The sequence below is a fragment of the Caloranaerobacter ferrireducens genome (assembly GCF_001730685.1).
In the GTDB taxonomy this organism is placed as follows: domain Bacteria; phylum Bacillota; class Clostridia; order Tissierellales; family Thermohalobacteraceae; genus Caloranaerobacter; species Caloranaerobacter ferrireducens.
The window spans coordinates 170401-186726 of record NZ_MDJR01000002.1; the positions used below are offsets into that span (position 1 = coordinate 170401).

General features: G+C 29.9%; 10 protein-coding genes. 5 read left to right on the forward strand and 5 right to left on the reverse strand.

Translation table 11 applies throughout. The annotated features are described in order from the left end of the window. Positions 1 to 42 precede the first annotated feature (42 nt). Both BFN48_RS05465 and pulA read left to right on the forward strand, forming a co-directional pair. Complete coding sequence (locus BFN48_RS05465; RefSeq protein ID WP_069649895.1) at positions 43 to 1047, forward strand: LacI family DNA-binding transcriptional regulator; 1005 nt, start codon at positions 43 to 45, stop codon at positions 1045 to 1047. Positions 1048 to 1091: 44 nt separating this feature from the next. Then, entirely contained in the window at positions 1092 to 4007 is a 2916-nt protein-coding gene (gene pulA, locus BFN48_RS12100; RefSeq protein ID WP_176718822.1) for a type I pullulanase, read from the forward strand. Positions 4008 to 4067: 60 nt separating this feature from the next. On the opposite strand, the gene BFN48_RS05475 is transcribed toward pulA, so the two are convergent. Continuing rightward, a complete protein-coding gene (locus BFN48_RS05475) occupies positions 4068 to 5576 on the reverse strand; it encodes an alpha-amylase family glycosyl hydrolase (RefSeq protein ID WP_069649896.1) in 1509 nt (502 codons plus the stop codon). 94 nt (positions 5577 to 5670) lie between these two features. Between BFN48_RS05475 and BFN48_RS05480 the strand changes: the two genes are divergently transcribed. The 3 genes from BFN48_RS05480 (at position 5671) to BFN48_RS05490 (ending at position 10395) form a co-directional block, all read left to right on the forward strand. Further along, the gene (locus tag BFN48_RS05480) at positions 5671 to 7632 is read left to right on the forward strand and encodes an amylo-alpha-1,6-glucosidase (RefSeq protein ID WP_069649897.1); all 1962 of its coding nucleotides are present in this window, start codon (positions 5671 to 5673) and stop codon (positions 7630 to 7632) included. 39 nt (positions 7633 to 7671) lie between these two features. Then, positions 7672 to 9945: a glycoside hydrolase family 31 protein gene (locus BFN48_RS05485; RefSeq protein ID WP_069649898.1), complete on the forward strand. Its 2274-nt coding sequence runs from the start codon at positions 7672 to 7674 to the stop codon at positions 9943 to 9945. Positions 9946 to 10014: 69 nt separating this feature from the next. Then, entirely contained in the window at positions 10015 to 10395 is a 381-nt protein-coding gene (locus BFN48_RS05490; protein ID WP_069649899.1) for a hypothetical protein, read from the forward strand. Positions 10396 to 10474: 79 nt separating this feature from the next. Here the strand turns inward: BFN48_RS05490 and BFN48_RS05495 are convergent, their stop codons facing one another. The 4 genes from BFN48_RS05495 to BFN48_RS05510 all read right to left on the reverse strand — a co-directional run bounded on the left by BFN48_RS05495 (position 10475) and on the right by BFN48_RS05510 (position 16217). Beyond that, complete coding sequence (locus BFN48_RS05495; protein ID WP_069649900.1) at positions 10475 to 11083, reverse strand: histidine phosphatase family protein; 609 nt, start codon at positions 11081 to 11083, stop codon at positions 10475 to 10477. A 49-nt stretch (positions 11084 to 11132) separates the two neighbouring features. Next, positions 11133 to 11981: a diguanylate cyclase domain-containing protein gene (locus tag BFN48_RS05500; RefSeq protein WP_069649901.1), complete on the reverse strand. Its 849-nt coding sequence runs from the start codon at positions 11979 to 11981 to the stop codon at positions 11133 to 11135. Positions 11982 to 12285: 304 nt separating this feature from the next. Beyond that, on the reverse strand, positions 12286 to 13902 hold the full coding sequence (glgP, locus tag BFN48_RS05505; RefSeq protein WP_069649902.1) for an alpha-glucan family phosphorylase: 1617 nt from the start codon (positions 13900 to 13902) through the stop codon (positions 12286 to 12288). Between the two features lie 2 nt (positions 13903 to 13904). Next, entirely contained in the window at positions 13905 to 16217 is a 2313-nt protein-coding gene (locus BFN48_RS05510) for a glycoside hydrolase family 65 protein (RefSeq protein WP_069649903.1), read from the reverse strand. Positions 16218 to 16326 lie beyond the last annotated feature (109 nt).

Consider the following 16326-nt stretch of genomic DNA (forward strand, 5'->3'; position numbering starts at 1 on the left):
TATTAATTATCTAATTATAATTTTATAGAGGAAGTGAATAGTATGCCTGTTACAATAAAAGATGTTGCAAAATTGGCAAATGTATCTCCATCGACAGTTTCTAGGGTAATTGCTGATCATCCTAAGATAAGTGATGAAACAAAGAAAAAAGTATTTGAAGCAATGAAAAAATTAAATTATCATCCTAATGCTATTGCAAGAAGTTTAGCCAATAAATCAACAAAAACTTTAGGATTAATATTACCAAATGCTGAAGAAGATTTATTTATAAACCCATTTTTTGTTCAAGTAATGAGGGGTATAAGTGTCTATGCTCAAAAGAAAGGCTACTATATAATGTATACTTATAGCAATAATGAAAATGAAGAAATAGACTTCATTAAAAACTATATTTATAGCAAATGGGTTGATGGTATAATTCTTTTGACTGCAAGAGAAGACGACAGATGTATTGAGTATTTAAAGGAAAATGAAAAATATCCGTTTGTTGTAGTTGGTAGACCAGAAAAATCAGATGGAATATTGTGGGTAGATAATGACAACTTTAAAGCCATGTATGACGTTGTTAATTATTTAATTAATAAAGGACATAGAGACATAGCTTTTATTGGTGGACCTCATACTCTTAACGTTACTAAAGACAGATTAGATGGATATTTAAGAGCGTTAAAGGTACATGGAATTTCTGTTGATGAAAAACTTATTTATGAGGAAGTTGATTTTACAGAAATAAGAGGTTACGAAACTATGATGGAGATTTTAGATTATAAAGAGCCTTCTGCTGTTGTTACAACAGATGACTTGATTGCTTTTGGTGTTTTAAAGGCTATAAAAGAAAAATCAACAAGTAAAATAGCAGTTGTTGGTTTCAATAATACGCCTTTAGCTGAATATCAGCAACCAAAGCTTACTTCAGTAGACATTAAAGCTGAAAAGTTGGGTTATTATGCAGCAAAACTTTTGATTGGAAAACTTGAAAATGAAAATATTGAAACGAATCATTATATAATTGACACAGAATTGATAGAGAGAGAATCGACTCTATAACCCTACTTTGTAGGGTTTATTTTGTATATTTTTGGGGGGATATGATGAAAAAAATTAGTTTATTTTTAATAATAATTATGTTAATGCAGGTATTTGTAGGGTGTGTTAATCAAACTTCAAAAGATATAAATAAAGACATAGAAAATGAAACTGCAGTTGAAGATATGAAAAGTGAACAAAATAAAGGTTCAAAATTAATAATTCATTATCACAGATATAATGGAGACTATGATAATTGGAGCTTTTGGATATGGCCTTATGGAAGAGAGGGGAAGGCATATCATTTTACTGGTGAGGACGAATTTGGAAAGATTGTAGAAGTACAGTTTAATGAAAGACTTAAAAAAGTTGGAGTAATTCCAAGATTGGGTAACTGGGAAAAGAAAGATATTAATATGGATAGATTTATTGAACTTAAAGGAGATGTAACAGAAGTTTGGATGTTAGAGGGTGTAGAAAAGATTTATTATAACAAAGAAGAGGCAAGTACAAGACCTAAAATATTAAGTGCATTTTTAGACAGTAAAAATGAAATAGTAGTTGAGCTTACTAACTTTATAGAATTGACAGGAAAAAATAATGAAGGGTTTACTGTAAAGAGTGAAAATAAGGAATTAGATATTAAAGAAGTTACAGCATTAAAAGTTAAAAGAAAAAATTCAAAAAAACAAGGTTTTGAAACTGTTATGAATGATACTAAAGTTAGGTTTATTTATTCACCAGACATAATAGGTTATACACCTAAAAAAGATGAAAAAGTATATGTTATAGGGGATTTTAATGGTTACAGTATAGATAAAAAATTTGAAATGAAATTTAATGATACTTTTAACATTTATGAATTGATAGCTGATATTGGGAAAGAAACTGGTATTGAATACGGACAGAATTTTACTTTTACTGTGGCATTAAAAAAAGATATTACATTTAAGTATAAAGACAAGTTTATTTTAGATAAATATCTAGGAAAATCAGCAAAGATATTTAAAATATTATTAAAAGATGATGTAGACCTTTCAGAAAATATTATTGTATATCATAAAGACTTTAAGGAAAGGAATGTGGAAATGAGAAAAGTACTAGAGAGTGAAGAATTTATATACAATGGAAATGACTTAGGTGCTACATATACAAAAGACTATACAGTTTTTAAAGTCTGGTCACCTGTTGCAGAGAGCATGAAGGTAGTTATTTATGATGACTATAAAGACAATACAGGTAAAATATATCCAATGTCAAAAGGTAAAAAAGGTGTTTGGGAGCTTAAACTAAACGGGGATTACAAGAATAAATATTACAATTATAGAGTAACTATTAATGGAGTAGAAAAGGAAACTCCAGACCCTTATGCTAAGGGAGCTACTGTAAATGGGAAAATGGGAATGATAGTAGATTTTGCTTCTATAAATCCTGAAGGTTGGGATGATCACAAAATTCCAGAACCTATTAAACCAACTGAAGCAGTTATATATGAAATGCATGTCAGAGATTTTTCTGTAGATAAAGATTCTGGAATAAAGCATAAAGGAAAATATTTAGCCTTTACTGAAAAAGGAATAAGAGGACCAAATGGAGAGATTACAGGACTTGATCATTTAAAAGAAATGGGCATTACTCATATACACTTACTGCCTGTATATGATTTTGCTAGTGTAGATGAAACTAAAGAAGGACAGTATAATTGGGGATATGACCCTTATTTATATAACGTACCTGAAGGTTCTTACTCTACAAATCCTTATGATGGAACTGTGAGGATAAAGGAATTCAAAGAAATGGTTAAAGCATTGCATGAAAACGGCATAAGAGTAGTAATGGATGTTGTATTTAACCATACCTATACAACTGGAAATTCTCCTTTTGATATACTTGTGCCTAAATATTACTATAGAACAGATTCCTCTGGCAAATATACAAATGGTTCAGGATGTGGAAATGAAACAGCATCAGAAAAGCCTATGATGAGAAAGTTTATAATAGATTCAGTTAAATTCTGGGCTACTGAATATAAAATAGACGGTTTTAGATTTGACTTAATGGCTTTACATGATATTGATACTATGAAGGAAGTAGAAAAAGAGTTAAGAGAAATTAATCCGAATATATTAATTTATGGAGAACCTTGGACTGGTGGTTCCTCAGCATTATCCCCAACTAAACAGTTGAGAAAAGGTAAGCAGAAGGGAATGGGTATAGCAGTATTTAATGACGATTTTAGAAATGCAATAAAAGGTGACAATGATGGAGAAGGAATTGGTTTTGTAAATGGTGGATTAGGATTAGAAAATGAAATAAAAAAAGGAATAGTAGGAATGATTGATTACAGTAGTAGAATAAAAGGGTTTACAAAAGAGCCTAGTGAAACTATAAACTATGTAAGTTCTCACGATAATTTATGTTTGTTTGACAAGTTTGAGAAGAGTAATCCAAACGCTACTTCTGAAGAAAGAGAAAAGATGAATAGATTAGCATTATCAATAGTTTTAACATCACAGGGTATACCTTTTATACAAGGTGGTACTGAAATATTAAGAACAAAACATGGTAACCACAACAGCTACAAAGCAGGCGATGAGATTAATAAAATAGATTGGAGCAATAAAGATAAGTATAAGGAGACTTATGAATATATTAAAGGCTTAATCGCATTAAGAAAGAGTCAAAAAGTAATGACACTAGATAAGGCAGAGGAAGTGAAAAAGTATCTAAAGTTTATTGAAGCTCCTAAGAATTCAGTTGCATATTTATTAACTTCTCCATATAAAGGTGACTTTAAAAATATTTTAATTATCCATAATGCAAATAAAGAAGAGATAGAAATCAAACTTCCACTAGAAGGAGAGTGGAATATCATAGCTAATGAAAAAGAGGTAAATATAGAGGGAGTTAATGGAGTAAATAAAGCTGTTGAAAATGTAAAAGTAGCACCATTATCTACTTACATTCTATATAAAAACTAACTAAAAAGCAGCCGAAATCGGCTGCTTTTCATTTATATATGTTTAAGAAGGGATTAGATTTTAATTAGAAGTAAGTATAATTACTTCTAAAGGCTTTAAAGTAATATTTAAACTGCCATTTTCACTATGGTAAGTTTTATTATTTAAAACATTTGTATAAGTAGAATTATTGTCTTTTAAATTAACGTTCACATCCTTTTCTTTAGTTTGCAGATTGTAAATTATAATGAATTTACTATCACCTTTTTTTCTTATATAAGAAAGGAAATAACTATCGTAATCTAACAATTCAAATTCTCCATTATAAAGAGCTTCATTTGAATTTCTAAGAGCTGTTAACTTCTTAAAATAGCTTAGCATTTCTGAGTTATCAGTCTTATCCCATTCCATATCCCTTCTATTATCGGGGTCATCTCCACCTTGCATAGCAATTTCTGTACCATAGTATATAATAGGTATTCCTGGATATGTCATTATAAAAGTTAAAGCCTGTTTTAAATAAGCTTCTCCGTACTCTTTTGCCTCAGTTACTAATCTTCTGTTATCGTGATTATCTACAAAAATTCCATTTAATTCAGGGTTTGTAAAAGCTGATTGCCTTTTTATAGCATTAACTAAAGAGTTAGCTTTTCCGAATCTAGTAAAGGTTTTACGAAGCCCCATATAAAGCGGATAATTTGTCAAAGAATCTATTCCTACTTCATGATATTGTTCTAAATATCTAGGATTATCATGCCAAACTTCTCCTAGTAGGAAAAAGTTTGGATATTTTGATTTGATTTTATAAGCAAACTCATTCCAAAAACTTTTAGGTACGTGTTTAACTGTATCAAGTCTCATTCCATCTATTCCTGTTTGTTCAATCCACCATATAGCATTATCTATAAAATATTTTTTAACCTCAGGATTATCTTGGTTTAGGTCAGGTAAACCGAATATCCAGCCTTCTTCAAGCTGCTTCTGATCTTTCCAATTAGAAATATTCTTTTTTGGATGGAACCAATCTTTGTACTTTTCATCTTTTAACCATGGAGATTTATACCCTGTATGATTTACTACATAATCAAGTATTATCTTAATATCTCTTTTGTGTGCTTCTTGAACGAGTTCTTTTAAATCGTTTAATGTACCTAAATGTGGATCGACTTTATAAAAATCAGTAATCCAGTATCCGTGATATCCACCATATTCATTTTTAAAAACAGGAGTTATCCAAATAGCAGTTACACCTAGTGATTTTATGTAATCTAATTTTTCTATAATTCCTCTTAAATCGCCACCGTGATATGCCTTTGGATTATTCTTATTTACATCAGGGAAACTATTATTTTCTTTGTTTCCATCATAAAAACGATCAGTCATTATAAAGTATATTGTATCCTTTGAAGAAAAAGTACCACCATTATTTTGTACTTTGTATTTAATTTCATTTGAACTATCAATTTTTGTATCTTCTTTTTCATTTTTTATTTGCTGTATTGTATCATTTGTACTACTATTTTGACTCTGACAGCCTGCAGATAAAATTAAAGTAAATATTATAAGGAATATTATTAATTTTTTAGACATAAAAAAACCCCCTTGACAATATTTTATTATATTTATAAAATAAATGCAACCGTTTGCATAAATTATGTTATAATATTTTTTAGGGGGTGAGGGGTTGGAACTAGGATATTCAAATTGGAGAACTTTTGATGAAGGAATACAGAAAGAATATTTAGTTACAAATGGTCTTGGAAGCTTTTGTTCATCTACTATAATTGGAGCAAATATCAGAAAATATCATGGTTTGCTTAATGTTTCTTTAATACCTCCAATAAAGAGATATTTATTACTGTCAAAAATAGACGAGACTTTGGAAATAGAGGAAAAAAAATACAAATTATTTGCTAATCAGTTTATTGGAAAAATTGATGATGGTTATTTACGACTAAGAAGATTTAGCAATTATCCTATACCAAAGTTTATTTATGGAGTTAACGACATTACTATAAGTAAGGAATTGGCAATGGAGTATGGGAAAAATACTGTAGCTATTGTATACAGAGTTAATACTGGCAGTAAAAAGGTAAGAATGACGTTTACTCCATATGTAAATTTTAGAGACCATCATGATATTAGTAAAATAGGTAGTTTTAAATATAATCAAAGCTATGAAAACGGAACATTAAAATTAACTGAAGAAAGTACAGGTTTAAACTTAAAAATAAATTCAAATTGTAAATATGAGGTAAATGAGGATTGGTCTCTACCTATGTTTTATAAAAATGAAAGAGATAGAGGACTTGAAAGTATTGATTTTCATTTTATACCAGGAGTTTTTTCTTATGAAATGGAACCTTATAAAAAGTATACTATAACTTTTTTAGCTACTATAGAGGATAGTGTTGAATATACATCTGAAGAAATAATAGAAAACGAAAAGAAAAGACGTACAGAACTAATAAATAAAGCAGGATATTCACATCCTTTTTTGAAGAATTTAGTACTGGCAAGTGATAATTTTATAGTCAAAAGAGCATCTACAAAAACTAAGACAATAATTGCAGGATATCCTTGGTTTACAGACTGGGGAAGAGATACAATGATAGCTTTTACTGGATTTACTTTAACTACCAAGAGATTCGATGATGCTAAAGATATTTTATTAACTTTTACAAGGTATATTAAGGATGGAATAATACCGAATATGTTTCCAGATGAGAATACTCCACCTCTATATAATACAGCAGATGGAACACTGTGGTTCTTCTATGCGGTATATAAATATCTTGAATATACTAATGATTTAAAAACTATCAAAGAAATGATATATCCACATCTTGAAAGTATAATAAGGCATCATATTAAAGGTACAATAAACAATATTTATATGGACGATGATGGACTTTTGTCTGCTGGAGATGAAGGTACACAATTAACTTGGATGGATGTTAAAGTTGGGGATTGGGTGGTTACTCCGAGACATGGAAAGGCAGTTGAAATTAATGCCCTTTGGTATAATGCATTAAAAATTATAGAAGAAATATCAAACAAACTAGGTTACAATGGCAGCCAATATGGGGAATTAGCAGAAAAGACTAAGAAAAGTTTTGGTGAAAAGTTTTGGAACGATAAAGGTAAATACTTGTATGATGTGATACAGAATGGGAAGCCTGTGGACATGCTTAGACCAAATCAAATATTAGCTGTGAGTCTGCCATTTTCAATTCTTAATAGAGAAAAGGAGAAGTTAATAGTAGAGAAAGTATATGAAGAACTGTATACTCCATACGGTTTAAGGAGTTTATCCAGAAGACATAAAGAATATATAGGGAAATATGGAGGCGATGTTTTAAAGAGAGATGGTGCATATCATCAGGGCACTGTATGGGCTTGGTTAATTGGTCCTTTTGTTGAAGCCTATGTAAAAGTAAATAACAATTCTAAAGAAAGCAAGCTTAATGCAAAGTATATGCTTGAAGAGTTTTATTATCATATGAAAGATGCATGTATTGGCAGCATATCTGAAATATTTGACGGGGATGAACCTCACTATCCAAAGGGATGCCCAGCTCAGGCTTGGTCAGTTGGCGAAGTTTTAAGAACTTATGTGGAAGTAGTCTTAGATGAAAACTTCTAAACAAACGAAGAATATTGTAAAGCACTAAGGAGGGAGATTATGATTAAAAAAACAGAATATGGTTATATAATTGAAGCAAGAAAGGGATTTTTAAATATTATTTTTTATGATGATAATATTGTACGCTTTGCATATAGTAAGGATGGAGAAATACCAGTATCTACTCCTGCTGTTGTAGTTAAACCTAAAGATATTAAGCACAATCAAGAAGGTAATATAATTAAGACTAAAAGTCTTATAATAGAAATTGATAAAGAAAATCTACAAATAAGTATATTTAATAAAAATGGAGAATTGCTTAACAGAGATATAAATGTGGATTTAGAAGAAATTAAAATTGAAAAGGAAATTCTTTGGGAAAAAGGGTTTTATGGACTAGGAGAGAAATATGGCTGGTTAAATAAAAAAGGAACTGAAACTTCAAACTGGAATACTGATGTTATGGGGGTATCTCCAGTTCATAATGCAACTATTAAGGAATACCACACGTCTATACCTTTTTATATTGGATTAAGTAAGAGTTTATGCTATGGTATTTATTTTGACAATAGTTATAGAACTTATTTCGATTTAGGTAAAACTAAAGATAATGTATTAAAGTTTAGTGCGCAAGGAGGATATTTAGACTATTATTTTATATACAATGAAAAAGTATCAGAGGTTGTTAAAGCATATACTTATCTAACAGGTAGAATGCCTCTACCAAGAAAAGACTTTTTAGGATATCAGCAGTGCAGATGGAGTTATGAAAATAGAGAAGAGTTAATGGAAGTTGCTAGAAGAATGAGAAAAGAAAATATACCTTGTGACGTGCTTTATTTAGATATTGATTATATGAAGGATTATAAAGTTTTTACAGTAGATTCTGATAAGTTCTTTGAATTTAAAGATATGGTATCAGAGCTTAAAGATATGGGCTTTAAGCTTGTTGTTATAATAGATCCAGGTGTTAAAGTTGAAGATGGATACTGGGTATATGAACAGGGCAAAGAAAATGATTTTTATATAAAAGATAAGAATGGTGAAGTTTATATAGGTGAAGTATGGCCTGGTAAAGCTGTATTTCCTGATTTTCTAAGAGAAAAGGTTAGAAAATGGTGGGGAGAACTTCATAGGGGACTAATAGAAGATGGTGTAGAAGGTTTTTGGAATGATATGAATGAACCTGCTGACTTTACTACAGAATCTAAAGTTGTTCCAGAAGATACGATGCATTTAAATGACCAAGGCGAAGAGAAGAGTCATGCAGAAATTCATAATTTATATGGTATGCTTGAAGCTGTAGCTACTTATGAAGGAGTAAGAAGTATTAATCCTAATGTAAGACCATTTGTGTTAACTAGGGCTGCTTTTGCGGGAACTCAAAGATATGCAGCACTATGGACAGGAGACAATACAAGCATTTGGGAACATTTAGAAACAAGTATGCCTATGTTTATAAATCTAGGTTTGAGTGGATATTCATTTATAGGAGCAGATGTAGGTGGTTTTATTGGAGATAGTAATGGTGAACTTTTAACTCGCTGGACACAATTAGGAGCATTTACGCCACTATTTAGAAACCATAGCGTTAAAGGGTCTATTAATCAAGAACCTTGGTGTTTTGGAGAAGAAGTCTTAGAAAATACAAGAAAGTTTATTAAGCTTAGGTATAATTTTATAACATATCTGTATAATTTAATGAGAGAAAGCTCAATAAATGGACACCCAGCTATTAGACCATTATTTTATCATTATCAAGATGATGAAGAAACATATAACATAAATGATCAATTTTTATTTGGAGAGAATATACTAATTTGCCCAATAACAAGACCGTATACAAGGGTTAGAATGGTTTATCTTCCTGAAGGTATCTGGTATGATTATTGGACTTTAGAAAAGTTTGAAGGCGGGAGATATATTATTAAAGAAGTTCCAATAGACTCAATGCCTATATTTATAAAGGCAGGAGCTATTATTCCTACGGATAATATAATGCAATATGTAGGAGAAAAAGATCAGGAAATAATTATTAACTGCTATTTAGGGCAAGATGGTGAATATACACTATACTTAGATGATGGAATTAGCTTTGATTATGAAAAAGGCAATTATGCAGAGATAAAGTTTATTATGAAAAATAGTGAAAAAGAAGCTTCAATAACATCAGAAGTTATAAAGAATGGATACAAAATTCCTAAAATGAAACTTAGAATTTTAGGTTTAGATTTAAATAGCAAAGTTATTATGAATGGGAATGAACTAGAATTAAATAACCAAAATATAATAGACATTGATGAACTGAATATAGATGTAAAGATTATTAAGTAACATAATCAAAAAACCCCTCTCTAACATATGATGTTATTAAAGTTAAATTGGATAGAGAGGGGGTTTATTATGTATTATAATTATTCATATATGTATGAATATCCAGAAATATATCATGAAGTATTGCCAAAGGTTAGAGAGTGTATATACAGACATTATCCATATAATTATGGAGTATATCCTTATCCGTACCAAAATCCATATTCATACCCTTATCCTGATGAAGATGAAGTAAGAATAATGGTTGATGAAGTATATGAAGAGATGATAAAAATATATCCAGAAATAGATAAGGACCCATTGGAGAATGGGAGGGCTTCAGCTAATAGAAGACACTATGGTAGGAGAAGATTATTTAAAGATTTAATATTTATTATATTATTAAATGAATTATTAAGAGGTAGAAGACATCCTTATTATGGTTATCCAGGACCAAGATACGGATATTAATGGAAATAAGAGGACGGTTCTAATGTATCCTTAAGGAAACAATAGAACCGTCTTTTTGTATCTATCCCATTGTATCAAGTTATTCTAAATGAGAAATATCGGCTTCTAAAGAAATTTGTATTTCATTATCTTTTATCTCAAGTATAGTTAAGCATGTCCCATGAATAAAAGGAGGACTCCAAAAGTTTTCTAGTGAATGATTTCTAATAATTGCGTAGATAGCTTTAATAACTACAGCATGAGTTACAATTAAAATATTATCACCATAATTACTATAATTAATTATGTTATTTAATACTTTTTGTACTCTATCAAATAATACATCAAAGCTTTCACCATCAATAGGTTCATACAAATGTGGTTTATTCCAAAAATTAAAATGTTGTGTAGGATATGATTCGCTTATTTTCGAATATTCCATCCCTTCCCATAAACCGAAACCCATTTCTTTTAATGATTCAGTTATTATTATTTCTGTATTTCTATCACCTTTAATATAATTTGCAGTATCAATTGCTCTGCGTAAAGGGCTACAATAAATCTTATCAAATTCAATATGAGCTAAACTTTTTCCTAATTTTTTAGCATCTTCAATTCCTTTTATAGTAAGATTAGAATCTTTCCATCCTTGCATTTTACCTAGTTTATTCCATTCTGTTTCACCATGTCTTGTTATGTATATTTTCACTTTATTTCCCCCTTGATTCTTATCATCACAAACTATATTAGATGTTATTCTAATAGTTTAATAGCTTGTACTGATTTCTTCCACTTTTTTTAGCGAGTATCATAGCTTTTTTAACACTATTAATAACTTCTTCATCATTACAATCAACAGTAAACTTTGAAATACCTATACTTACTGTAACACTTAGTGTTACTTCATCAAATACAAATTCTTTAGTCATAATATTTATTATTTCAGAAGATATTTTCTCTATAAAATCTTTAGATTTATCTTTTATAATTACTACAAATTCATCAACATTTATACGAGTTACATCGACATCTAATTCATAATTATTTAAAACAGTTTTAATTCTTTCAGGGACTTCTATAAGAACCTTATCTCCTATATTATAGCCATACTTTTCATTAATCTGTTGAAAATGATCAATATCTAATATAAAACCGCTATTAATTGAACTAATTTTATTAATTATAATATCTCTATTCATTTCTTTGTTAATCATATTAATCCCCCCACTCAAATTTTGATATGTTAAATTAACTCTAGGAAAAACATTAGTATATAGATTTTTATTTCTATATTTTTTTGGAGAAACACCAAATAACTTTTTAAATGCTCTAGAATAGGATTCATAAGTACAATATTGGTATTTTAAAGCTATATCTAAAATACTCATATTTGATTTTACTAAGTCATATGCAGATAATGATAGGCGACGTTTTCTTATATAGTCTTTAACTGTAGTACCAAGAACATTCGAGAAAACAATATAAAAAGAAGATAGAGACATATAGGCTATTTTAGCAATATCTTCTATTTCAATTTTTTCATATAGATGCTCTTCTATATAGTCTATTGCATTTTGAATTCTTTCAATTATTTGCTTTTCAATCATTATACCCCCCCTACAAGATACTTTAATATTATTATATAATTAAGTTTGTTTTAATGTATGACATTTTTTCTAGAGTTAAATTTGCTTGACAATTGATTAAGTTAAATGATAGAACAAAATCTTCGATTTAAATAGATTTAGGAAGATTTTGCCTATGTCCATTTATGTCTATTACGGAAATTATATTTTGAATTATCCACAATTCAATAAGGTTTATAATTTTCTATGGATTATAAAAAAACTATTCCTTTATATCCTAAATAGAAATATATCCTAAATAGAAAAGGCGGCAAAGCCGCCTTTTCTATTTAATGTACATTTTTTCATAATATTCTTCAAGCATTCTCTTAACTGCAAACTTATCTTTTGTACTAAGAATACTATTTCTCATCATTTCTATCCATTTTTCACGATTGTTATAATAAGTAGGAATAACTTCTTCTAATAGAACTTTATATAGAGCTTTTAAGTCATGAGCATCTAGCTTAGCTTCATCTTCACTTTCAAAACCGTCACCAAACTGCCATCCGTTTACGCCATGATTACAAGCTTCAGGCCACCATCCATCTAAAATACTTAAATTCAATACACCGTTCATTGCTGCTTTCATACCAGAAGTACCACTAGCTTCTTTTGGTCTTCTAGGGTTGTTTAACCAAACATCTGAACCTTTAGTCAGCATTTTACCTATAGTCATATCATAATTTTCTAAGAATACAACAGAGTTAGGATATTTCTTTGTCATTTTAACAATGTTTTCTACTATTTTCTTTCCTGTATCATCTAGTGGATGTGCTTTTCCTGAGAAAACTATCTGTATTTTGCCTTCTTCTAAAAGTGGAGAAATTACATTTTCATCAGTAAATATGAAGTTACTGCGCTTATAAGGAGCTGCACGTCTTGAGAAACCTATAAGTAATTTATCTGCATCAAGCTTAACTCCATTTCTCTCTTCTATAAATTCAATTAATTTTCTTTTATTGTCCATATGGATTTCCCAAAGATCTCCGCTATTTTCTGCAGCACCAATCATTCTTTCATCTACCCAAGTTGGAAGGTGTATTGCATTTGTTATACCTATAATTTCTGACCTATCGTCTATATGATCCCACATTTTGTTTGCAGTTTGACAGTGAAGCTGTGCTACTGCATTTGAAATGCGTGAAATTCTTAAAGCAGCAACAGTCATATTGAAAGGAGCTCCACCAATTCTAACCATCTGCTCTAAAGTTAAGCCATTATTAGCACCCATATACATTAATCTGTCTAAATAATGAGACTCATTTCCTTGAATTACTGGAGTATGTGTTGTAAATACTATTTCTTCTCTAGAAGCTTTTAATGCATCTTCAAAAGACATACCTTTCTCCATTTTTTCTCTTATAAGCTCAAGTCCAGCAAAAACTGCATGACCCTCGTTAAAATGGTAAACGTCAATATCAATACCCAGTGCTCTTAAGGCTCTAACTCCACCAATTCCTAATACCATTTCTTGAGCTATTCTTTCTTCGCCAAACCATCCATAAAGCTGACCTGTTATCCAAGCATCTTCATTTTCAGGAAGGTCAGTATCTAATAAGTAAAGAGGTGCATTTCCGAAGTTTTCTACTTTCCAAACCTTGCATACAACATCTCTTTGACGAATTTTAACTGTTACTTTTACTCCTGTATCTTCCATAAAATCATATTCATAGTTATGGTATGTATCATATGGACGCCCATCTTCTCCAATCATTTGATCAGTATATCCTTGCTTCCATTTTATACCTATACCAACAATAGGAAATCCATGGTCCTTGGCTCCTTTTAGATAATCACCTGCTAAAATACCCAATCCTCCTGCATAAGTCCTCAAAGAAGTATCTAAACCGTATTCCATACAAAAGTATGCAACTTTAGGTAATTTTTCTTTATTTAACATAATTAAGCCCCCTTTTTAATATTAATCGTTATTTTACTATCAGATGGTATAGTATATTCTTCATCATATACTCTTAAAGTAAGCACATTGCCTTCTTCTTGTTCAATTGTTATTATTTCTTTATCTACAGTTACTTTAAGCAGATGCTCTCTAAAGATTATCTTAAATGAATATTTATTCCATGCTTTTGGAATGAAAGGTGAAAAACTAAGTATTCCATCTTTAATTCTCATTCCAGCAAATCCATGGACTATTGCTAGCCAACTTCCAGACATACTTGTTATATGAAGTCCATCATCAGTATCTTTGTTATAGTTGTCTAAGTCTAACCTTGCTGTTCTTAAATATAGTTCATATGCTTTTTCTTCATATCCAATTTCACTGGCTATAATTGAGTATATACATGGTGATAATGACGATTCATGTACAGTTTTTGGTTCATAGAAATCAAAATTTCTTTTCTTAGTTTCTAAATCAAACCTGTCATTTAAGAAATATAACCCTTGTATTACGTCTGCCTGTTTAATAAAACAAGAACGTAGTATTCTATCCCATGACCAATGTTTATTTATTGGTAATTCTTCTTTTGGAATATCCTTAACATTAAGAAGTTCTTTGTCCATGTAACCGTCTTGCTGCTCAAATATTCCTAATGATTCTACATATGGATAGTACATTTTATCTATTATATCTTGCCATTTTTCTATTTCTTCCTCTTGTAACTTAAGTTTATTTTTTAATTCTTCAAATTTATCAGGATGCTCATTTTTTATATACTTCATAACCTCTAGAGTATATTCTAAATTCCATGCAGCCATTGTATTTGTATACCAGTTATTATTTACATTGTTTTCGTATTCGTTAGGGCCTGTAACGCCTAAAATCATATATTTATCTTTTCTAGGGTTATAATTAACTCTATCAGCCCAGAATCTGCTTGTTTCAACTAATACTTCAAATCCATAATCTAGAAGATATTGTTTATCATCGGTATATCTTACATAATTAAATATTGCATATGATATAGCTGCATTTCTATGAATTTCTTCAAAGGTTATTTCCCATTCATTATGACATTCTTCTCCATTCATAGTAACCATAGGATAAAGAGCACCTTTTAGGCCTAGCTTTCTAGCATTTTCTTTTGCTTTTTCTAAGTGATTGTATCTGTATATAAGTAAATTTCTAGCTATACTTTGGTCACTAGTACTTAGGTAGAATGGAAAACAGAAGGCTTCTGTGTCCCAATAAGTGCTGCCACCATACTTTTCACCAGTAAAACCTTTTGGTCCGATATTAAGTCTTGGGTCATGACCAGTATAAGTCTGATTTAGTTGAAAAATATTAAATCTAATCCCTTGTTGTGCTTTGACATCACCTTCGATTACTACATCACTTTCTTTCCAAATACGTTCCCAAGCTAAGATATGTTCATTTAATAGAACATCAAATCCTTTTGAATATGCATTATTAACTTTTTTAATTGCTTCAGATTCGATATTTTCAGTATCATAATCTCGGTTTGTTGTAACTGAGATGTACTTATACAATGTATAAGTTTTTCCTTTAGAAGCTGTAAAAGATACTTTATTTCCAACGTATTTTTCTTTGTCTATAAGTTCAATTTCTTTGTTAGTATCATTACCATTTTCTTTTATATCGTATTTCATTGCACAAGTTACATGAAAATCTAGTTTTTTTGTTTTCATAGTTAATAAGCCTTGTCCCACATCAACAGATTTGTTAACTTCTAGCCAGAATTTTTCATTATAATTAGAATCTTCGTTTGAGACGTCACCATCAAGATACGGGATTAAAGTAATTTCAGCATCATGATTTAATGGAGTGATACTATAAGATATAGCTGCTATTTCTAACTCAGACATACTTAAAAATCTTTTTACTTCGATTTTAGTTTCTCTATTTTCAGAATCTATTATTGTAAAGCTTCTTAAGAGGTAACCATTTTTCATATTAAGTATACGACTAAAGTTTTTGACTTTGATTTTAGCTAAATCAATATTTACTCCATTTATTAATACTTTTATACCTATAAAGTTTGTAGCATTTAGTACTTTAGCAAAGTATTCTGGATATCCGTTTTTCCACCAGCCTACCTTAGTTTTATCTGGATAATATACTCCTGCTATATATGTACCTTGCAGAGTATCACCTGAATAATCTTCTTCGAAATTTCCTCTAATACCCATATGACCGTTTCCAAGACTCATTACACTTTCATAGATCCTGTTTTCTTCTGGGTGTAGATTTTCTTCTATAATGTTCCATTCATCAATTTTAAAATACTGTTTCATTATTTCACCTGCCTTTTACGAAATACAAATGCAAACGGTTGCATAACAAACAAAAAAATAAAAATCCTTCAATTAAATTATATCAGATATAATAAAAAATTTTAAGATT

What these genes read in the sequence shown, in the direction of transcription:
- BFN48_RS05465 (WP_069649895.1), top strand. Translation starts at nt 43, where the DNA reads ATGCCTGTTACAATAAAAGATGTTGCAAAATTGGCAAATGTATCTCCA.
- pulA (WP_176718822.1), top strand. Translation starts at nt 1,092, where the DNA reads ATGAAAAAAATTAGTTTATTTTTAATAATAATTATGTTAATGCAGGTA.
- BFN48_RS05475 (WP_069649896.1), bottom strand. Translation starts at nt 5,576, where the DNA reads ATGTCTAAAAAATTAATAATATTCCTTATAATATTTACTTTAATTTTA.
- BFN48_RS05485 (WP_069649898.1), top strand. Translation starts at nt 7,672, where the DNA reads ATGATTAAAAAAACAGAATATGGTTATATAATTGAAGCAAGAAAGGGA.
- BFN48_RS05490 (WP_069649899.1), top strand. Translation starts at nt 10,015, where the DNA reads ATGTATTATAATTATTCATATATGTATGAATATCCAGAAATATATCAT.
- BFN48_RS05500 (WP_069649901.1), bottom strand. Translation starts at nt 11,981, where the DNA reads ATGATTGAAAAGCAAATAATTGAAAGAATTCAAAATGCAATAGACTAT.
- glgP (WP_069649902.1), bottom strand. Translation starts at nt 13,902, where the DNA reads ATGTTAAATAAAGAAAAATTACCTAAAGTTGCATACTTTTGTATGGAA.
- BFN48_RS05510 (WP_069649903.1), bottom strand. Translation starts at nt 16,217, where the DNA reads ATGAAACAGTATTTTAAAATTGATGAATGGAACATTATAGAAGAAAAT.